Origin of the sequence: Halomonas sp. B23F22_10, assembly GCF_043496975.1 — a bacterium.
In the GTDB taxonomy this organism is placed as follows: Bacteria; Pseudomonadota; Gammaproteobacteria; order Pseudomonadales; family Halomonadaceae; genus Halomonas; species Halomonas smyrnensis.
Map to the genome: position 1 here is coordinate 26,380 of NZ_JBIEKF010000006.1, position 18,973 is coordinate 45,352.

The 18,973-nt window shown below is 69.9% G+C and carries 15 protein-coding genes; 10 read left to right on the top strand and 5 right to left on the bottom strand.

What is annotated here, in order from left to right; translation table 11 throughout:
- Positions 1 to 364 precede the first annotated feature (364 nt).
- Positions 365 to 679: a DUF3325 family protein gene (locus tag ACGTNF_RS13760; RefSeq protein WP_394602163.1), complete on the bottom strand. Its 315-nt coding sequence runs from the start codon at positions 677 to 679 to the stop codon at positions 365 to 367.
- Between the two features lie 300 nt (positions 680 to 979).
- Here ACGTNF_RS13760 and ACGTNF_RS13765 point away from each other — a divergent pair, with 300 nt between their 5' ends.
- Entirely contained in the window at positions 980 to 3,073 is a 2,094-nt protein-coding gene (locus tag ACGTNF_RS13765; protein ID WP_394602164.1) for a TonB-dependent receptor, read from the top strand.
- Between the two features lie 102 nt (positions 3,074 to 3,175).
- Here the strand turns inward: ACGTNF_RS13765 and ACGTNF_RS13770 are convergent, their stop codons facing one another.
- Complete coding sequence (locus tag ACGTNF_RS13770) at positions 3,176 to 4,969, bottom strand: ABC transporter ATP-binding protein (RefSeq protein WP_394602165.1); 1,794 nt, start codon at positions 4,967 to 4,969, stop codon at positions 3,176 to 3,178.
- A 143-nt stretch (positions 4,970 to 5,112) separates the two neighbouring features.
- The gene (locus ACGTNF_RS13775) at positions 5,113 to 5,724 is read right to left on the bottom strand and encodes a superoxide dismutase (protein WP_394602166.1); all 612 of its coding nucleotides are present in this window, start codon (positions 5,722 to 5,724) and stop codon (positions 5,113 to 5,115) included.
- A 233-nt stretch (positions 5,725 to 5,957) separates the two neighbouring features.
- Here ACGTNF_RS13775 and ACGTNF_RS13780 point away from each other — a divergent pair, with 233 nt between their 5' ends.
- From ACGTNF_RS13780 to ACGTNF_RS13800, 5 genes are all read left to right on the top strand, one after another.
- Entirely contained in the window at positions 5,958 to 6,725 is a 768-nt protein-coding gene (locus ACGTNF_RS13780; protein ID WP_394602167.1) for an ATP-binding cassette domain-containing protein, read from the top strand.
- Positions 6,726 to 6,823: 98 nt separating this feature from the next.
- Complete coding sequence (locus ACGTNF_RS13785; protein ID WP_394602168.1) at positions 6,824 to 7,672, top strand: ABC transporter substrate-binding protein; 849 nt, start codon at positions 6,824 to 6,826, stop codon at positions 7,670 to 7,672.
- Positions 7,662 to 9,665: a Fe(3+)-hydroxamate ABC transporter permease FhuB gene (fhuB, locus tag ACGTNF_RS13790; RefSeq protein WP_394602169.1), complete on the top strand. Its 2,004-nt coding sequence runs from the start codon at positions 7,662 to 7,664 to the stop codon at positions 9,663 to 9,665. Before ACGTNF_RS13785 ends, fhuB begins: the two co-directional genes overlap by 11 nt.
- A gap of 59 nt (positions 9,666 to 9,724) precedes the next feature.
- A complete protein-coding gene (locus tag ACGTNF_RS13795; RefSeq protein ID WP_016855471.1) occupies positions 9,725 to 10,360 on the top strand; it encodes a DUF1007 family protein in 636 nt (211 codons plus the stop codon).
- Positions 10,345 to 11,367 (top strand): nickel/cobalt transporter, encoded by a 1,023-nt coding sequence (locus ACGTNF_RS13800; protein WP_394602170.1) that lies wholly within the window; start codon positions 10,345 to 10,347, stop codon positions 11,365 to 11,367. Before ACGTNF_RS13795 ends, ACGTNF_RS13800 begins: the two co-directional genes overlap by 16 nt.
- On the opposite strand, the gene ACGTNF_RS13805 is transcribed toward ACGTNF_RS13800, so the two are convergent.
- The gene (locus ACGTNF_RS13805; RefSeq protein ID WP_394602171.1) at positions 11,302 to 11,679 is read right to left on the bottom strand and encodes a hypothetical protein; all 378 of its coding nucleotides are present in this window, start codon (positions 11,677 to 11,679) and stop codon (positions 11,302 to 11,304) included. The genes ACGTNF_RS13800 and ACGTNF_RS13805 overlap by 66 nt on opposite strands.
- 174 nt (positions 11,680 to 11,853) lie before the next feature.
- On the bottom strand, positions 11,854 to 13,518 hold the full coding sequence (locus tag ACGTNF_RS13810) for a multidrug ABC transporter permease/ATP-binding protein (protein WP_394602172.1): 1,665 nt from the start codon (positions 13,516 to 13,518) through the stop codon (positions 11,854 to 11,856).
- A gap of 215 nt (positions 13,519 to 13,733) precedes the next feature.
- Here ACGTNF_RS13810 and ACGTNF_RS13815 point away from each other — a divergent pair, with 215 nt between their 5' ends.
- The 4 genes from ACGTNF_RS13815 (at position 13,734) to ACGTNF_RS13830 (ending at position 18,947) form a co-directional block, all read left to right on the top strand.
- On the top strand, positions 13,734 to 15,866 hold the full coding sequence (locus ACGTNF_RS13815; protein ID WP_394602173.1) for a TonB-dependent receptor: 2,133 nt from the start codon (positions 13,734 to 13,736) through the stop codon (positions 15,864 to 15,866).
- A gap of 98 nt (positions 15,867 to 15,964) precedes the next feature.
- Positions 15,965 to 16,915 carry an ABC transporter substrate-binding protein gene (locus ACGTNF_RS13820; protein ID WP_394602174.1) on the top strand — a complete coding sequence of 317 codons (951 nt, stop codon included), beginning with the start codon at positions 15,965 to 15,967 and terminating at the stop codon, positions 16,913 to 16,915.
- Complete coding sequence (locus ACGTNF_RS13825; RefSeq protein ID WP_394602175.1) at positions 16,909 to 17,913, top strand: FecCD family ABC transporter permease; 1,005 nt, start codon at positions 16,909 to 16,911, stop codon at positions 17,911 to 17,913. Before ACGTNF_RS13820 ends, ACGTNF_RS13825 begins: the two co-directional genes overlap by 7 nt.
- Positions 17,910 to 18,947, top strand: coding sequence for a FecCD family ABC transporter permease (locus tag ACGTNF_RS13830; protein WP_394602176.1), 1,038 nt, complete (start codon positions 17,910 to 17,912; stop codon positions 18,945 to 18,947). The genes ACGTNF_RS13825 and ACGTNF_RS13830 overlap by 4 nt, the downstream gene beginning before the upstream one ends.
- Positions 18,948 to 18,973 lie beyond the last annotated feature (26 nt).

Here is an 18,973-nt window from a genome sequence, read left to right on the forward strand (position 1 = left end):
CGATGTCTGTCGGTGGCGTGTTGCGTTCAGGTCCTCCCGGCGCTCCCCTCGCGTGCCCCTTCCTCCGCCTGTTCCGTCCTTCTGCCTCACGAGTACTAGCACAACCAGACCGACGGCGCCGGGGCCGAGGTCGCCGGCGAGCTGGCGGCTGGCAGCTATCCGCCAGCTATCGCCTGCCCGGCGCCTGGCGCGACCTGACCCTGGGCGGCGGCGCCCGCTGGCAGAGCGGCACCTATCGCGAGGCGCGGTCCTCGCGACAGACGTAAAGGAAGACAAGGCAGGTGAAGACAAGCAAGGCCATGAACCACGCCCCCGGACCGCCCGGCGGCCCGGGGCGCTTGCCTGAGGACGACGAACGCGGCGCCTAGCCCGCGCCTGGCCGCGCTCGACGCGGCATCGCCCGCCGCGAGAGCATGCGCTCCCGTGCGATCAGCAGCAGGGAGATCGCGCCCGCCCCCAGGCTCAGCTGGCCACACCAGCTCACCAGCCCCACAACGAGGCCCTGCCGGCCCATCGCCTCCACGGCGGCCACCAGCAGCAGCACGATGCCCGCCAGCCTGGCACTCGCGCCACGCCGATGCAGCAGCTTCCACCCGAGTCGACGCCGGACACGCTCAGAACCCAGCGCCAGCCCCGCGAAACCGGCCACGCACTCGGCCAGGGTCAACCAGATCATCATGTCGTTACCTTTCGTGTCCTGCGCAGCCGCGACGGCGCCGGAGCGCGAGGCGCGCCGGTAGACGCCGGGAGAGGAAAGGGCATGGGCAGGATTTCGTCAGAGGGCATGGCACCCATGTTAATAAAAAAGATTACCATTTGCATCAGATGGCTGTCCGGAATGACTCCCTCGTTGGGAGGCTCCCCTGGGCGCATCGACGCGACAAGCCATTTAATAGAAATCAATCTCATTGATATTCATTCCGACCTTGCGTAGGCTCCTCCTGCCAAAAAATCACGCTCCTCTTTCCAGGAAACGACAATGAAAAAGGCCCTGCTCACCGCAGCCATCGCGTCTTCGGTCGCGCCCCTGCATGCCCTCGCCCAGACACCACAGGACACCATGGTGGTCGTGGGCTCCCGTTCGCCCCAGTCCATCAGCGAGGTCCCTGGCGCCGTCTGGGTCGTGGAGCATCAGCAGCTCCAGGATCAGCTGAACACCGGACAATCGCTGAAATCGGCGCTGGGCAAGCTGATCCCCGGCTTCGACATCGGCTCCTCGACGAATCGCACCAACTACGCTCAGAACTTCCGCGGCCGCGATGCCCTGGTGATGATCGACGGCGTGTCGATGAACGGCTCGCGCAGCCTGTCGCGCCAGTTCGATGCCATCGACCCGTTCAACATCGAGCGCATCGAGGTGCTGTCGGGCGCCAGCAGCCTCTACGGCGGCGGCGCCACGGGCGGGATCATCAACATCATCACCAGGGACGGCGAACCCGGCGGGCCCCATCTGGAAAGCGAGGTCGGGCTGGCCACCGGCTTCAACGACTCGAATGAGCTGCAGAAGCGTGCCGCCCAGGCGATGGCCTTCGGCAACGAGCGCGTCAACGGCCGCGTCTCCGCCGCGGTGCAGGAGAACGGCTGGTTCTACGACGGCGACGGCGAGATCATCAAGCCGGACATCGCTCAGTCGGGCCTGCAGGGCAATCGCACCCTCGACGTGATGGGCTCGCTCGACGTCGCGCTCACCGAGCACCAGCAACTCGATCTCCTGGCGCAGAAGTACCGCTCGCGCTTCGAGGGCGACAAGGGCCTCGTCTATCCCGACTACAACACGGGCAGCAGCTACACGGAGCAGATCCAGGGCAGCGAGGTCCGCGACGGCTACGCGTCCGACGTCGACCCGGAGACCGACCGCACCCTGTTCAACGCCAACTACCGCCACGACGCGCTGCTGGGCCAGCAGTTCTACTTCCAGGCCTTCCATCGCCAGGAGTCGTCGGTCTTCAATCCCTTCCCGGGCGGCGGCAACGCCTTTACGGTCTCCGAGCAGAACACCGACCTCTCCGGCGCCAAGGCCATGTTCTCGGCCCAGCTCGCCGCTCCACTGTCCCTGACCTACGGCATCGACTTCAGCCACGAGACCTTCGACTCGCGGCGCTTCACCCTGGTCTCCGACGATGGCGGGCGCACGCTGGACAAGGTCGACACCCTGGATCCGTACTACCCGTCCTTCCAGGCCGACACCCTGGCCGGCTTCGCCCAGGCCGAGTACCAGGCCACCGACGCCCTGCTGCTGTCCGGCGGCGTGCGCGTCGAGCAGACCGACGTCGAGGTCGATCCCCAGGGCGGCAACGACGGCGGCAGCAACGACTACGACGTCTCGCTGTTCAATGCCAAGGCCCTCTACGACTTTCACAACGGCCACCAGGCCTGGCTGGCCTACTCCCAGGGCTTCGAGATCCCCGACATCGCCAAGTCGTACCGCAACGTGAGCTTCGACATCTCCGACAACCCCGTCGACGGGATCAAGACCCAGCAGGTCGAGGCCGGCTGGCGCATGAACGCGGCAGACTGGAACACCCAGATCGCGGCCTACTACAGCTGGTCCGACAAGGCGCTCGACTACGTGTACAGCGACGGCGGCCTGGAGATCGGCACCACCACCATCGACCGCGACGTGCGCACCTACGGCATCGAGGGCAAGGTCCAGCGCTACCTCGGCCGGCACGTCGATGTCGGCACCTCCTTCCACTGGTCGCGCTCCGAAGTCGAGCAGGACGGCGAGTGGCTCGATGCCAGCGTCACCGAGGCCAGCATGCCCAAGGCGGTGGCCTTCGCCAACTGGGCCGACGACGACACCCGCGCCATGCTCCAGGTCAACCGCACCTTCGACATCGACGACGCGGACGGCAACGCGCTCGATGGCTTCACCACCGTCGACACCAGCCTCAGTCAGGACACCGGCGTCGGCACCTTCAGCCTGGGCGTGGACAACCTGCTCGACGAGCAGTACACCACCACCTGGGGACAGCGCGCGGCGATCTTCTACGAGGCCTACGGCGCCTCCTCGCTGTGGGACCTCAACGGCCAGGGCCGCACCTTCCGCCTGACCTGGTCGCTCGACGTCTGACGCCTTCCACAGCGATCACAAAAATGCCCCGGCGGCCACCATGGCCGCCGGGGCATCTTCCGTTGGCGAGCGCCTGCGCGAGCAGGCGACGCCCTCCCCGCGCTACGGCAGCGCCGCCGCCTCGAGCTCGCCGGTCTGCACCCGCCACTGGGCGGCGTAGCGGCCGTCGCGGGCCAAGAGCTCGGCGTGGGTGCCGCGCTCGGCCACCCGGCCCGCCTCGATCACCGCGATCTCGTCGGCGTGGACGATGGTCGACAGCCGATGGGCGATCATGATCACCGTGCGGCCGTGGCCGATCCGGCGCAGCGAGCGCTGGATGGCGGCCTCGGTCTCGTTGTCCACCGCGCTGGTGGCCTCGTCGAGCACCAGGATCGGCGGATCCTTGAGCAGCGCCCGGGCCAGCGACAGCCGCTGGCGCTGGCCGCCGGAGAGGCGCACGCCGCGCTCGCCCACCGCGGTGTCGAGCCCCTCGGGCAGCGCCTGGATGAAGTCCCAGGCCTCGGCGGTGCGCGCCGCCTCGACGATCTCGGCGTCATCGGCACCGGGCTTGCCGTAGGCGATGTTGTCGCGGATCGTGCCCTCGAACAGGTAGACGTCCTGGCTGACCAGGCCGATCGATCGGCGCAGCGAGGCCAGCGTCACCTCGTCCAGCGGCTGGCCGTCGACGCTCACCCGGCCCGCATCCGGCTCGACGAAGCGCAGCAGCAGCTTGATCAGCGTCGACTTGCCGGAGCCGGTGGCGCCCACCAGCGCCAGGGTGTGGCCCGCCGGCACCGCCAGATCGATGCCCTCGACCCCGGCGCCGGACTCGCCGTAACGGAAGGCCACGCCCTCGAAGCGCACCTCGCCGCGCACCGGCTCCGCCAGCGCCTGGCCGGCGTCGTCGCGCACCCGGATCGGCGTGGCCAGCAGGTCGAGGATGCGTCGGGTGCTGGCCATGGCGCGCTCGAACAGGTCGATCACCTGGGCCAGGCCGGTCAGCGGCCACAGCAGCCGCTGAGTGAGGAACACCAGCACCCCGTAGGCGCCGACGTTGAGCTCGCCGTTCAGCGCCATCATGCCGCCCACCGTGAAGGTGGCCAGGAAGCCGGTGAGGATCGCCATGCGGATCACCGGAATGAACGCCGAGCTGATGCGTATCGCGCGGCGGTTGGCCTGCACGTAGGCCTCGCTGGCGGCCTTGAGGCGCTCGGCCTCGCGCGCCTCGGCGGTGAAGCTCTTGATGGTGGCGATGCCCGCCAGGTTGTTGGCCAGCCGGCTGGAGAGCTCGCCGACTCGCTCGCGCACCTCGGCGTAGAGTGGCCCGGCCTTGCGCTGGAAGTAGAAGGCGCCCCACACGATCAGTGGGATCGGCGTGAAGGCCAGCAGCGCGATCAGGGGCGAGAGCACGAAGAACACCGCCCCCACCGCCACCACGGTGACGCCGACCTGGATCATCGAATTGGCGCCGCCGTCGAGGAAGCGCTCGAGCTGGTTGACGTCGTCGTTCATGGTCGCCACCAGCTGCCCGGAGCTTCGCGACTCGAAGAAGCCCATGTCCAGGCGCTGGACGTGCTCGTAGGCGTCCTGGCGAAGCTCGGCCTGGAGCCGCTGGGCCAGGTTGCGCCACAGGATCTGATAGAGATACTCGAACAGCGACTCGCCGGCCCAGATGAAGAAGGTCAGCACCCCGAGGATCAGGATCTGCTCCCGGGCGGTGGTGAAGCCCAGCCCGGCGACGAAGCTGTCCTCCTGGTTGACCACCACGTCGATGGCCACCCCGATCAGGATCTCCGGGGCGATATCGAACAGCTTGTTGATGATCGAACAGACGGTGGCGGCGACGATCCGGCGCCGGTGCCCGCGGGCATAGCGGAGCAGGCGGCCCAGCGCCTCGAAGCTCCTCATATTCGACATGGGGACTCTCCCTGTGGCGGTCTTCCCTGTACGCGACGAAAGACCGCCGGGCCCTGGCAGGCCCGGCGGTCACGATCAAACGGCTACCTTACCCCGTCGTCGCGGGGCTGTCCCGCCAGCCTGCTGGGAATCGCGAGGCGCCCTCAGCCGACGGCGGCGAGATAGCGCCGCTCGACCTCGTCCCAGTCGACCACCTCGTAGAAGGCGGCGATGTAATCGGGGCGCTTGTTCCAGTACTTGAGGTAGTAGGCGTGCTCCCACACGTCGAGGCCCAGCACCGGCGTGTTGCCGTGCATCAGCGGGCTGTCCTGGTTGGCGGTGCTCTCCACCACCAGCGCGCCCTGCGGGGTCACGCTGAGCCAGGCCCAGCCGCTGCCGAAGCGCGTCAGGGCGGCCTGGGTGAAGGCCTGCCGGAAGGCCTCGACGCCGCCCAGCTCGCGCTCGATGGCCGCCGCCACCCGCCCGCTCGGCGCCCCGCCGCCCTCGGGCGACATCACCCGCCAGAACAGCGAGTGATTGGCGTGGCCGCCGCCGTTGTTGATCACCGCCTGGCGCTTGTCGGCGGGCACCCGGTCGATATCGGCGATCAGCGCCTCCACCGGCAGCGCCTCGAGGCCGGTGCCTTCCAGGGCGGCGTTGAGGTTGTTGACGTAGGTCTGGTGATGCCGCGAATGGTGGATCTCCATGGTCAGGGCATCGAGATGCGGCTCGAGAGCGTCATAGGCGTAGGGCAGTTCGGGCAACGCATGCGGCATGACGGCGGCTCCTTTTCGAGAGAGGCGAGAGAGTCGTGGAGCGGCGAAAGCTGAAACCCACGACCACGACCTCAGCCTACGCCCGATAAACCTAAATGAAAACCACTATCACATAGGCTACACCTATCACGGAGATTTGATAACCATTCGTATCAAGAGTACTCTCACGCGGGTGCGCGCGCCTTCGCCCTGACCGCGAGGCCTCGCGCCGCCGACGATCCACGGAGCCCACCATGTTCGATGCCCAGGCCGCGACCTTCGAGGTCAACGGCAAACGCCTGCTGCACCCCACCGATCTTCGCTTCGAGGAGGGCCAGGTCCACGGTCTGATCGGCCACAACGGCTCCGGCAAGTCGACGCTGCTCAAGCTGCTGGCCCAGCAGCAACCCGCCAGCCAGGGCGTCATCCGCTTCGACGACCGGCCGCTCGGTGACTGGGGCCACCGCGAGTTCGCCCGCCAGGTGGCCTACCTGCCCCAGCACCTGCCCAGCGCCGAGACCCTGACCTGCCGCGAGCTGATCGCCTTCGGCCGCTATCCCTGGCGCGGCCTGCTGGGTCGCCATACCCGCGAGGACCGTCAGCAGGTCGAGCGCGCCATCGCCCTGACCCATACCGAGGCCTTCGCCGACCGCCTGGTGGATACCCTCTCCGGCGGCGAGCGCCAGCGGGTGTGGCTCGCCATGCTGCTGGCCCAGGGCAGCCGCTTCCTGCTGCTCGACGAACCGCTGGCGGCGCTGGACATCGCCCACCAGGTCGAGGTGCTGGCCCTGACCCGCCGGCTTTCGCAGGAGCTGGGCCTGGGCGTGATCATCGTGCTGCACGATATCAACATGGCCTCGCGCTACTGCGACCGCCTGGTGGCGCTGCACGGCGGCCGGGTGCTGGCCCAGGGCACGCCGGCCGAGCTGATGACCGGCGACACCCTGGAGGCGATCTACGGCATCCCCATGCACGTGATGCACCATCCCGTCGGCGAGCACCGGGTCGCCATCGCCCACTGATTCCATCACTCGCTCGCCACTCGTTCATGGAGTTCCGCTTGTCTCCTCCGCGCCGCCTTCGTCGACGGGCCCGCCGCTGGCTCGCCGGCCCGCTCGTCATGCTGCTCACGCTCTTCATCGCCCTGCCGGCGCTGGCCGACTCACCACCTCTGGCATCACCGCGGCTGGCGACCCTCGACTGGACCCTGGCCGAGACCCTGGCCGCCCTCGAGGCGCCGCCCGCGGCGATGGCCCAGCTCGACGCCTATCACGCCTGGGTGGGCGAGCCGGCGCTGCCGGACACGGTGACCGACCTCGGCCTGCGCTCCCAGCCCAACCTGGAGCTGCTGGCGGACCTCGATCCCGAGCGCATCCTTATCTCGCCGATGTTCGCGAACCTCGCCCCGCGCCTCGAGGCGATCGCCCCGGTGGACACCCTGACGCTCTATACCCCCGGCCGGGACACCTGGACGGAGATGCGCGAGCTGACGCGCCGCGTCGCCGACATCGTCGAACGGCCCGAGGCCGGCGAGCGGCTGATCGAGGACACCGAGTCGCGCCTGATGCGCCTCGAGCAGCGCCTCAGCGACGACGCCCCGCCGCTGCTGGTCGTGCAATTCATGGACGCCCGCCACGTGCGGGTGTTCGGCGACAACGGCCTCTACCAGGCGGTGCTCGACCGCCTGGGGCTCAAGAACGCCTGGACCGGCGTCACCAACGCCTGGGGCTTCTCGCTGGTCGGCATCGAGGCCCTGGCCGGCCTCGACGCCCGGCTGGTGGTGGTCGAACCCTATCCGGCCGGCGTGCGCAAGACCCTGGCCGACAGTGGCCTGTGGCGGCGGCTGGTCGAACGCAGCCGCGACGAGCCGCTGATCCTGCCGCCGGTATGGAGCTTCGGCGCCCTGCCCTCCGCCCAGCGCTTCGCCGAGCAGCTGGTGACCGCCCTGGAGAACGACGATGTCCGCTGATGCGCCTGCCCACGCCCTCCCGTCACGCCGGCTGACGCCGGGCCGCGCCTGCCTGCTGCTGGGCCTGCTCACCGCGGGGTTGGCCGTGGCCCATCTGGCGTCGAGCACGGGGCTCGTGGCCGGGCTGTCGTCGCTGGTGACGATCCCGGATGCCTCCGCCGACGCTTTGGTGCTGCACTTCGCCTGGTGGCCGCGGCTGGCCATGGCACTGATGGCCGGCGGCGGCCTGGCGCTGGCCGGGGTGCTGATGCAGCAGGTGCTGCGCAACCCGCTGGCGGCGCCGACCACCCTGGGCGTGGCCAGCGGCGCCAACCTGGCGCTGATGGCCGCCAGCCTGCTGGCCCCGGGGCTGCTCGCCCTGGGCCGCGAATGGGTGGCGCTGGCCGGCGGCGGGCTGGCCATGGGGCTGGTGTTCGCGCTGGCCTGGCGTCGTGGGCTGTCGCCGGTGGTGGTGGTGCTCGGCGGGCTGGTGGTCAACCTCTACTTCGGCGCCCTGGCCATGGTGCTGCTGCTGTTCCATCAGGAGGCGCTCAAGGGCCTGCTGATCTGGGGCGCCGGCTCGCTGGCCCAGAACGGCTGGAGCGACGCCGCCTTCCTGGCGCCGCGCCTGGCGCTGGGCGTCCTCGGCGCCTTCTGGCTGTTGCGCCCGCTGGCGGTGCTGGAACTCGACGAGGCCGGCGCCAGAAGCCTCGGCGTGTCGCTCAAGTGGCTGCGCCTGGCCGGGCTCGGCCTGGCGGTGTTCCTCACCGGCTGCGTGGTCAGCACCGTCGGCATCGTCGGCTTCATCGGCCTGGCGGCGCCCAACATCGTGCGCCTGGCCGGCGCCCGCCGGCTGGGCACGCGGCTGCTGTGGTCGACGCTGCTCGGCGCCCTGCTGCTGGCCACCACCGACCAGCTGCTGCAGCGCTACGCCGGCACCCTGCCGACGCTGATTCCCACCGGCGCCACCACCGCCGCCCTGGGCGCGCCGCTGCTGCTGTGGCTGATCCCGCGCCTGCGCCTCAACGGCTCGGCGCCGCCGCGCCACGCCGCCACGTCTCGCGTGCGTCACCCCGCGCCGAGGAGGCTGATCGTCGGGCTGTCCCTCGCCCTGGTCGCGATGGCCGTGGTGGCCGCACTCGCCGGTCAGGGCGCCGACGGCTGGCAGTGGGCCTCGCCCCTCGATGCCGGCCTGCTCGAGTGGCGCTGGCCGCGGCTGCTCGCCGCCGCGGGCTGCGGGCTGATGCTGGCCGTCGCCGGCACCCTGATCCAGCGCCTCACCGCCAACCCCATGGCCAGCCCCGAGATCCTCGGCATCAGCGGCGGCAGCGCCATCGCCCTGATGGGCGCCATCTTCCTGCTGCCCTCGCCCGGCAACCTGACGCTGGTCGGCGCCGGGGTGCTGGGCGCGCTCTCCTCGCTGGCGGTGCTGGTGGCGGTCAACCGCAGGAGCGGCTTCCAGCCCGAGCGGCTGCTGCTCACCGGGGTCGCGATCACCGCACTGTTCGAGGCGATCAAGGCCGTGGTGCTGGCCGGCGGCGACCCCCGCGGCCAGCAGGTCATCGCCTGGCTCTCCGGCTCCACCTACTACGTCGATGCGACGAGCGCCGTGACCGTGGCCGGTACCGCCGCGCTGCTGGCGCTGGCCGCCGCGCCGCTCGCCCGCTGGCTGGACATCCTGCCGCTGGGCGGCGCCACCGCCGCCGCGCTCGGCATCGACCTGCGCCGGGCGCGGCTCAGCCTGCTGCTGCTGGTCGCGCTGCTGACCGCCGCCGCCACCCTGGTGGTCGGACCGCTGTCCTTCGTCGGCCTGCTGGCGCCTCACATGGCACGACTGATGGGCTTCACCCGCGCCCGGGCGCATCTCGCCGGCGCCGCCCTGACCGGCGCGCTGCTGATGGTGCTGGCCGACTGGCTGGGTCGCCAGTTACTGTTCCCGCAGGAGATTCCTGCCGGCCTGGTCGCCTCGCTGATCGGCGGCGCCTATTTCATGTGGGGAATGCGACGACTATGAACCCTATCAAGCCCCGGCCGCGTCGATGGCGCGCCTCCTGGCGACAGCGGATCGCCTCGATGCTGGCCTTTGCCCTGGCATGTTTTCCCCTGACGGGCGTCGCGCATCCTCACGGCTGGGTGGACGTCTCGGTGAAGGTGATGACGAATGACCAGGGGCATGCCGTGGCCCTTCAGCAGCGCTGGCGGCTCGACCCGTTCTACAGCCAGCTGGTGCTGGAAGAACTCGGCGCCGCCCAGGGCGATGAACCGATGGCGGCGCGCCTCGACCAGCTCGGCGTGGAGATCCGCCACACCCTGGCCCCGAAGCACTACTTCACCCACGTGACCCAGGCCGACCGGCCGATCGCGCTCGGGGAGGTCGATGACTTCACCACCCTGGCGCGCGACGGTCGCGTCGAGCTGATGTTCCGACTGCCCCTGTCCACGCCCCTGCGGCTGGAGGAGGCGCCGATGCGCTATCGCATCTATGACCCGACCTACTACCTCGAGGTCGTGCACGAGGCGGACGCCGAGACGCCCAGGCCGGACGCCTTGACGGTCACGAGAGCAGGCTGCAGCACCCGGATCATCGCCGCGGATCCCGATCCCGCGAAGGTCGCCGAGGCGGCCAGCCTGGATCGCGGCGAGCAAGCCCAGGAGGGCCTCGGTCGCTTCTTCGCCGAAACGGGAGAAATACGATGCGATCGTCCATGAATACCGCCCACAAGATGCAGCGGCGCCTGCGATGGCTGGGCCCCCTGTTGATCGGTGGCGTCACCCTGGCGCTGCTGGCGGTGGCCTGGAGCACCTTCGGCCAGGAGGCCAGCCTGCGGCTGGTCGCCTGGCAGCGCGACCTGCATCGCGCCCTGACGGAGGCGATCGCGGCCCTGGACGCTGCGCCGACATCGGCCGCCTGGCTCGGCCTGCTGGGCCTCAGCTTCGGCTATGGCGTCTTCCACGCCGCCGGCCCGGGCCACGGAAAGGCGGTACTCGGCACCTACCTGCTCAGCCAGGGCGGCGCGCTGCGCCGGGCCCTGCTGCTCTCGTGCCTGGCCTCGCTGCTGCAGGCCCTGGTGGCCATCGGCCTGGTCACGGTGCTGGTTCATGGCCTGGGCTGGCTGACCCGCCAGGCCATGGGCTCGGTGGTCTGGCTGGAGCAGGCCAGCTACCTGCTCGTCGTGGCACTGGGGCTCTGGCTATGCTGGCGGGCCCTGGCCGGCCACCGGCGCACGCCGGGCTCCCACGACCACGACCACGACCACGACCACGACCACGACCACGACCACGACCCGCACGAGTGTGACTGCGCCCACCATCTGACGCCCCAACAGGCCACGGACTGGCGCGGCGCCCTGGCCGTGGTGGCCTCGATCGGCATGCGTCCCTGCAGCGGCAGCGTGCTGCTGGTCGGCGCCGCCTCGCTGCTGGGGCACTACTGGAGCGGCGTGCTGGCGGTGCTGGCCATGGCCGCCGGCACGGCCCTGACGGTCTCGGCGCTGGCCCTGGCCAGCGTGATGGCTCGCGGCTGGGCCGAGCGCCGCCTGCAGCGCTCGGCGGGCAGCATGAACCTGGCGCGCTGCCTGCGAGTCGTTGGCTTCGCAGGCGGCGCCCTCATCCTGATGCTGGGGCTTTCACTGTTCGTGGCCGGCGCCCGGTCACCCGACGCGCCGCCGCTGCTCGAGGGCGCCCCCACGTCTTCTCCCTCGCCGTTCGGCGGCTAGCGTCTCGCGCAAGCTACCGTAAGGCGTCGACAGCACGCCGCTGCGATAGCGGAAGGTCTCGTCGAAGCGGTTGACCGCACGCTTGTCCAGCTCGTCACGGCCGACCTCGGACACGGCCCGCGGCGTCTCGATGGTCGGCGTCGCGACCTTCAGCGCGGTGGCGCTGACGACGACGGTGTCGGTCTCGCCCTCCGAGGCGTCCTGCTGGGCCAGCGCCGTGCCGGCGGCGCCGATGAGGGTGAGGCCGAGGCCATAGCGGACGGCGGCGGTCAGGGGAGACAGCCGCCACGAGCGGCGGGATACGCATGTCATTGGTGGGTGCCTTACGGTGCGGGGGACAAGGGGTCGCCAAGACGGAACGCCACGTTCGAGGCTGGCGATTGCTTATGTAATTGTTTGCATTTGCACCAACAAATCACACTAACTCTTGTTACCCCCCTTTCCCGGCAGTCGGTCTGCGCTCCCACACCCGCTTTCCCGCTCGCGTCAGGGCGCGGCCTCGTCGAGCCGGGCCACCGCATCCCGGCTGACGCTCGCCCGCTGGTCGCCCGTCAGTTCGCTCAGCCTGCCACCATGCATCTCCAGCAGCCGGTCGGCATGGTCGAAGTAGTGGTCGTCGTGACTGATGGCGAACACCGTCTTGCCCATCGCCTGCAGCCGCGGCAGCAGGTCGCGGTAGAAGACACGGCGGAACTGCGGGTCCTGATCGGCGGCCCACTCGTCGAGCAGCAGCAGGTCGCGCTCCTCGGCGATCGCCATCAGCAGCGCCAGCCGCTTGCGCTGCCCCTGGGAGAGCTCGGGATTGGTCACGCTCTGACCGTCGAAGGCCAGCTTGTCGCGCATCGCCAGCTCCCCCATCCACGCCTCGACCAGGGCGGGATCGGCCTGGGCGCCCTCGGGCCCGATCAGATCCGCGAACTGGTGAAAGTCGCTGAACACCGCGGAGAACCGCTGCCGGTAGGACGCGGCCTCCCTCAGCGGCTCACCGTCCAGCAACAGCTCGCCCTGCTGGGGCCGGTAGAGGCCCGTCAGCAGCTTGGCCAGGGTCGACTTGCCGCTGCCGTTGCCGCCGATCAGGAACACCATCTCGCCCCGCCGCAGCGTCAGATTCAGGGGGCCGACGGTGAAGCCGGCCTCACCGTCCGCGCCGGTGTAGGCGAAGCGCACGTCGCGCAGGCTCAGGGTCTGCCAGGCCCCCGGCTCGGCCTCGGCCACCGCGAAGTCGCGCTCGGCATCGGCCAGCTCGAGCGCCGCAATCTTGTCGAAGGCCACCTGGGCGCTCATCAGCGTCGGCAGCGCGCCGATGGCCTGAAGCAGCGGCGTGCGCAGGAACAGCAGGGTCAGCGAGTAGGTCGCCGCCACCGAGGTGCTGGCCCAGCCCAGGCCGTTGGCGAGGAAGAACACCACCCCGATGGCGCCGAGCATCATGATGTTCGACCAGTTGATCGCGCTCAGGTGGTAGGTATCGGCGCGGATGATCTGGCCGCGGTAGTCGCGGGCATCGACCTCGTAGCGCTCGTCATAGAGGCGCCGCGCCCGTCCGCGGTTGAGTGCCAGCTCCTTGCGCCCGTGGATGACCGCCTCGTAGTCGCGGTAGAGCCGGTCCTCGCTCTCGCGCACCCGCGCGAGATGCCGATAGACCCGCGCCACCAGCCACGAGCTGACGGCGATGGTGACCGCCAGCCAGGCGGCCGTGACCGCGAGCAGGCCCGGCGACAGCCAGCCCAGATAAAGCGCCGAACCGACGGTCAGCACCAGGCCCTGGAGCAGCTCCGGCAGGCGCACGAAGGCGATGGTCACGTTGCGGATGTCGCTCGACAGGCTGGCCAGCAGTTCGGCGCTGCCGAGGCGCTCGAGGCGCTCCACATCGGTATCGAGGATCTGCTTCACCAGCCGCCCGCGCAGCCCGTGGACGAAATGGTGGCCGAGGATGGTCAGCGCCAGCTGCGAGGCCAGGGTCACCATCAGCAGCGCGACGATCACGCCGAGGAAGGCCGGCAGCACGCCGGCGGGGTCGCCGACCGGGTCGATCAGCCGCCGGTTGATGAAGGCGATGGCACCGATGCCGAGCCCGGCGCTGGCCAGGCTGAGCAGCATCACGCCGAGGAAGGGCCAGCGATAATGGCGATAGACGACGCGCAGCAGTTCCACGAGGAATCCTTGTTCCGGTCGAGAGGAAGGGAGGCATTGTCCGTCTGTGAGGGCATGCGTCAATACGGGGTACGCCGGCGACTTGCGTGAGGCGGAACGCGGCCTCCCGAATTGCGCAACAGAATAAAAAACATTATCGTTTGCAATAGAGAGACGCTCTACCGATCTCGACACATAACGATAACCCCCCGGATCGACCAAGGGATCTTCACGACATGCCCACTCCCCGACAACCGCACCTCAAGCGGCTGCCGCTGTTGCCGCTCGTCCTCGGCTCCGCCCTGCCCGTCAGCGCGCTCGCCGCAGCACAGGGCGCGTCCGACGCCCAGGCCATGAACCCGCTGGTGATCACCGCCACACGCAATCAAAGCCGCGTGGACGAGACGCCCCAGAAGGTCACCGTCATCACCCGCGAACAGATCGAGCAGCAGCTGGCGATCACCCAGGACCCGGGCCAGGTGCTCAGCAACCTGATTCCCTCCTACTCGCCCAGCCGCCAGAAGCTGTCCAACGCCGGCGAGACCTTCCGCGGTCGCTCCCCCTTGTTCCTGGTCGACGGCGTGCCCCAGTCCAACCCGCTGCGCGACAGCGGGCGCGACAGCTACACCATCGACCTCTCGATGGTCGAGCGCATCGAGGTCATCCACGGCGCCAGCGCCGAGCACGGCCTGGGCGCCACCGGCGGCATCATCAACTACGTGACCAAGCGCCCGGACGGCGCCGGGGTGCGCCAGCACGCCGGCATCAGCCTGACCAGCGACGACAACTTCGAGTCCGAGGGCTTCGGCCACAAGCTGGACTATCGCCTGAGCGGCCAGACCGGCGACTGGGACTACGTGGTGGCCGCCAGCCGCCAGGAGCGCGGCGTCTTCTACGACGGCAGCGACGACGAGGTCGGCATCGCCTATCCCGGCGAGATCCAGAACTCCGAGAGCTACGACCTGATGGCCAAGGCGGGCTACTGGATCGACGATCACCAGAACGTCGAGGTCTCGCTCAACCGCTTCGAGCTGGAAGGCAACGGCGACTATGTGCCGGTGGCGGGCGACCGGGACGCCGGTGTCGCGACCACCGCGCGCAAGGGCGATCCGATCGGCGATCCCGGCTTCAACGAGGTCACCACCGCCCGGCTGTCGTACTCCCATGACGACTGGCTGGGCAACAGCGTCGACGCCCAGCTCTATACCCAGCGCTTCCGGGCCCAGTTCGGCACCACGCCGTACTTCCCCTACCAGAGCGACGACGGCACGACCCGCTACGACCAGACCCGCAACGAGTCCGACAAGGTCGGCGCCAAGTTCACCCTGTCCCGCGACGGGCTGCTGGACGATCGCCTGACCCTGACCACCGGCCTCGACCTGCTCGAGGACGAGACCCGGCAGATGCTGGTGCACACCGACCGCACCTACGTGCCGGAGACGCAGTTCCGCAACGCCGCCGCCTTCCTGCAGGGCGACTACAGCCTGACCGAGGCGGTCAGCCTGCACGCCGGCGTGCGTCACGAGCGCGCCGAGCTCGACGTCGGCGACTTCTCGACCATCGACCGCAGCAACGTCACCCAGGACAACGTCAGCGTCGAGGGCGGCACGCCCGACTTCGACGAGACGCTGTACAACGCCGGCATCGTCTATCAGGCCACCGAATGGGCGCAGCTCTACGCCAACTACTCCGAAGGCTTCGGCATGCCCGACGTGGGCCGCGTGCTGCGCGGCATCGGTGACCCCGGCCAGAACGTCGACGGCCTCTTGCAGCTGCAGCCCATCGTCACCGACAACCGCGAGATCGGCGCCCGCTTCGACTGGGATCGCTACGGCCTCGAGCTGAGCTACTACGAGTCGAACTCCGACTACGGCGAGCGCCTGGCCTTCGAGAACGGCACCTGGGTCGGCAGCCGCGAGAAGACCGAGATCCAGGGCGTCGAGGTCACCGGCGAGGCCCGGGTCAGCGATCGCCACCGGCTGCGGCTGTCCTACACCCACGCCGAAGGCGAGTCGGACACCGACGGCGACGGCAGCGTCGACACCGAGCTGACCGGCATCAACATCGCCCCGGACACCCTCAAGCTGGCCTGGAGCGCGGCCTGGAACGACGAGCTGTCCACTCATCTGCAGTTCAGCCGCTACTTCAACCGCAGCGTCGACGACCCCGAGCTGGAATTCGACGGCTACGGCCTGGTCGACGCCTCGCTCACCTATCGCCTGCCGGTGGGCCGCACCAGCCTGGGCGTGGAGAACCTCACCGACGAGGACTACTTCACCTATTATTCCCAGGCCGCCCGCAACAGCGACGAGTATTACTTCAAGGGCCGCGGCCGCACCCTGACCCTGAGCTATCAGCTCGACTTCTGAGCCGTCGTCGCATGAGGCCTTTCATCAGCGGCATCTCAGGATGCCGCTTCGTTCCGTTTCCTGCCGGCCCGATCGCGATGCCCGACCCTGCTTCCCACATGCCCCACGCCAAGGCGGGCGCCGGCCCTCTTTTCCGCTGGCTGGCCGCGCTGCTGGCGCTGCTGTTGCCGCTGGGCCCCGTCGTCGCCGACGCTTCCGACTCGCCGCAGCGCGTCGTCACCCTCTACCAGGGGGCGACGGACAGCGCGGTGGCGCTCGGCATCACCCCGGTCGGCGTCGTCGATTCGTGGCTGGAGCCGCCGATGTATCGCTATCTGCGCGAGGCGCTTGACGGCGTGGAGCACGTCGGCCTGGAGACCCAGCCCAACCTCGAGAAGATCGCCTGGCTGGACCCGGACCTGATCGTGGCGACGCGCTTTCGCCATCAGCGGGTCCGGCCGCTGCTCGAGGCCATGGCCCCGACGGTGGCCAGCGAAAGCGTCTTCGACTTCAAGGCCAGCCTGAGGCTGCTGGCCGAAGCCACGGGCCGGGAGGCGCGCGCCCGGGTGCTGCTCCACGACTGGGACGAGCGGGTGGCCGACTTACGCCGCCGCCTCCGGCACGCGCTGGGCGATGCCTGGCCGCAGAGGGCCGCCGTGGTGCGCTTCAAGAGCGACCACCTGCGCATCTACTCCACCGGCTTCGCCGGCTCGATCCTCGACGAGCTGGGCTTCGAACAGCCGCGCTCCGTGCAGGACCAGGGCTGGGGCATGAAGCTGACCAGCGAGGAGAACATCCCGGTCATCAATGCCGACGTGATCTTCGTGCTGCTGGAACCGGACGATCCCGCCATCGCCCGCCACTACCGCCACTGGCGCTCCCACCCGCTGTGGCAGCGGCTGGACGCGGTGCGCCATGACCGCGTGTTCGAGGTGGATGCGGTGAACTGGATCATGGGCGGCGGCATCCTGGCCGCCAACGCCATGCTCGACGATCTCTATGCCCGCTACGGGCTGTCACCACCGGCCTCGTCATGCGCGGCGTCTGGCGAGGAGGCCGTCGCATGCTGAACGGCCGACGATCGCGCCTCGCCGGGCTGCTGCTGGGCCTGATGCTGGCGACGGCGGCGTTCGCCGCGAGCGTCATGCTGGGCACCACGGAGATCCCGGCGCCGACCTTCATCGAGGCGCTGTGGCACTACGATCCCGCCCGGATCTCGCATCTCATCATTCGCACCGAACGCCTGCCGCGGGCGGTGATCGCCGCCCTGGTCGGCGCGAGCCTGGCCATCGCCGGCGCCCTGATGCAGACCCTGACCCGCAATCCGCTGGCCTCGCCGAGCCTGCTGGGCATCAACGCCGGGGCCATGTGCTTCGTGGTGATCGCGGTCTCGTGGCTGCCCCTGCATGCGCCGGGCGAGATCGTCTGGGCGGCGCTGCTGGGCGGCTTCGTCGCCGCGGGTCTGGTCGCGCTGCTGAGTCGCGGCCGACGGGGCGAGCTGTCGCCGCTGCGGGTGGTGCTGGCGGGCGTGGCCGTCAGCGCCATGTTCGTCTCGTTCAGCCAGGGTCTGCTGATCGTCGACCGGCAGAGCTTCGAGAGCGTGCTCTACTGGCTGGCCGGCTCCGTCTCCGGGCGCGAGCTGTCGCTGGTGGTGCCGCTGCTGCCGCTGTTCGGCGCCGCCCTGCTGCTGTGCGCCGTGCTGGTCCGCCACGCCAACGCTCTGATGCTGGGCGACGAGACGGTGCAGGGGCTGGGCATGCGCGCCGGCACCGTCAAGCTGCTGCTCGGCCTGGCGGTGATCCTGCTCGCCGGCGGCTCGGTGGCGCTTTCCGGCATGATCGGCTTCGTCGGCCTCATCGTGCCGCACATGGCGCGAGGCCTGTTCGGCGTCGACCATCGCTGGCTGCTGCCGGCCTGCGCCCTGCTGGGCGCCGGCCTGCTGCTGCTGGCCGACGTCGGCTCGCGCTTCCTGATGCCCCCGCAGGACGTGCCGGTGGGCGTGATGACCGCGCTGATCGGCACGCCCGTCTTCATTCATCTGGCACGCAGGACATCGGCCCGCTCATGACGCCCTCCTCTTCCCTGCCACGCACGGCCGACGACGCCGGCGAATCCCGGGCATCACGACACGCCATCGTGCTCGCGCTGCTGGGGCTGGCGCTGCTCGCCAGCGTCGGCCTGTCGCTCACCCTCGGCAGTTTCCCCACCGCGGTCGACGAGGTCATGCAGGCGCTGGTGGCGCCCCGGAACAGCGACATCGCCTTCATCGTCTGGGAGCTGCGCCTGCCGCGCCTGCTGCTGGCCGTGCTGGTCGGCGCGGCACTGGCCGTGGCGGGCGCCATCCTCCAGGGCATCGTGCGCAATCCGCTGGCCTCGCCGGACGTGATCGGCATCACCAGCGGCGCCGCCCTGGCCGCCGTGGCCCTCCTCGCGCTGATCGGATCCGGCCTTGACCGCCACTGGTTGCCGGCCTCGGCGCTCGGCGGCGCGCTGCTCAGCACCCTGCTGGTGTTCTCGCTGGCCTGGCGGCGCGGCCTCTCGCCGTCGCGCATGGTACTGGTCGGCATCGGGCTCTCCGCCGCCATGGGCGCCATGACGACCCTGCTGATCGTGATCAGCGACGACAGCGCCGCCATGGGCGCCTTCGTGTGGCTGACCGGCAGCCTCTACGCCGCCCAGTGGCCGGACGTGATGGGGCTGCTGCCCTGGCTGCTGGTCGCCGTGCCGCTGTGTCTGACCCGGTCGCGACACATGGATGCCATGGCGCTGGGCGATCACGTGGCCCAGGGGCTCGGCGTGAACCTGCTGCACAGCCGGCTGCTGCTGATGGCCTGCAGCGTGGCGCTGGCCGGGGCGGCCGTGGCCTTCGCCGGCGGGCTCAGCTTCGTCGGCCTGATCGCGCCCCATATCGCGGCGCGCCTGGTGGGCCGGGGCTTCGCCCGGCTGGCGCCCGTCGCCGCGCTGATCGGCGCGCTGATCGTGCTTTACGCCGACCTGCTGGGCCGGGTGGCGTTCCTGCCCAAGGACCTGCCGGCCGGGATCTTCGTCTCGGGCGTGGGCGCGCCCTTCTTCGTCTACCTGCTGTATCGCAGCCGCCGCTGAGCCAGGGAGCACACGACGACAGCCCC

Excerpts from the sequence above, each read along its gene's own strand:
- ACGTNF_RS13760 (WP_394602163.1), bottom strand. The coding sequence starts at position 679 with ATGATGATCTGGTTGACCCTGGCCGAGTGCGTGGCCGGTTTCGCGGGG.
- ACGTNF_RS13765 (WP_394602164.1), top strand. The coding sequence starts at position 980 with ATGAAAAAGGCCCTGCTCACCGCAGCCATCGCGTCTTCGGTCGCGCCC.
- ACGTNF_RS13770 (WP_394602165.1), bottom strand. The coding sequence starts at position 4,969 with ATGTCGAATATGAGGAGCTTCGAGGCGCTGGGCCGCCTGCTCCGCTAT.
- ACGTNF_RS13775 (WP_394602166.1), bottom strand. The coding sequence starts at position 5,724 with ATGCCGCATGCGTTGCCCGAACTGCCCTACGCCTATGACGCTCTCGAG.
- ACGTNF_RS13780 (WP_394602167.1), top strand. The coding sequence starts at position 5,958 with ATGTTCGATGCCCAGGCCGCGACCTTCGAGGTCAACGGCAAACGCCTG.
- ACGTNF_RS13785 (WP_394602168.1), top strand. The coding sequence starts at position 6,824 with ATGCTGCTCACGCTCTTCATCGCCCTGCCGGCGCTGGCCGACTCACCA.
- fhuB (WP_394602169.1), top strand. The coding sequence starts at position 7,662 with ATGTCCGCTGATGCGCCTGCCCACGCCCTCCCGTCACGCCGGCTGACG.
- ACGTNF_RS13795 (WP_016855471.1), top strand. The coding sequence starts at position 9,725 with ATGCTGGCCTTTGCCCTGGCATGTTTTCCCCTGACGGGCGTCGCGCAT.
- ACGTNF_RS13800 (WP_394602170.1), top strand. The coding sequence starts at position 10,345 with ATGCGATCGTCCATGAATACCGCCCACAAGATGCAGCGGCGCCTGCGA.
- ACGTNF_RS13805 (WP_394602171.1), bottom strand. The coding sequence starts at position 11,679 with ATGACATGCGTATCCCGCCGCTCGTGGCGGCTGTCTCCCCTGACCGCC.
- ACGTNF_RS13815 (WP_394602173.1), top strand. The coding sequence starts at position 13,734 with ATGCCCACTCCCCGACAACCGCACCTCAAGCGGCTGCCGCTGTTGCCG.
- ACGTNF_RS13820 (WP_394602174.1), top strand. The coding sequence starts at position 15,965 with ATGCCCCACGCCAAGGCGGGCGCCGGCCCTCTTTTCCGCTGGCTGGCC.
- ACGTNF_RS13825 (WP_394602175.1), top strand. The coding sequence starts at position 16,909 with ATGCTGAACGGCCGACGATCGCGCCTCGCCGGGCTGCTGCTGGGCCTG.
- ACGTNF_RS13830 (WP_394602176.1), top strand. The coding sequence starts at position 17,910 with ATGACGCCCTCCTCTTCCCTGCCACGCACGGCCGACGACGCCGGCGAA.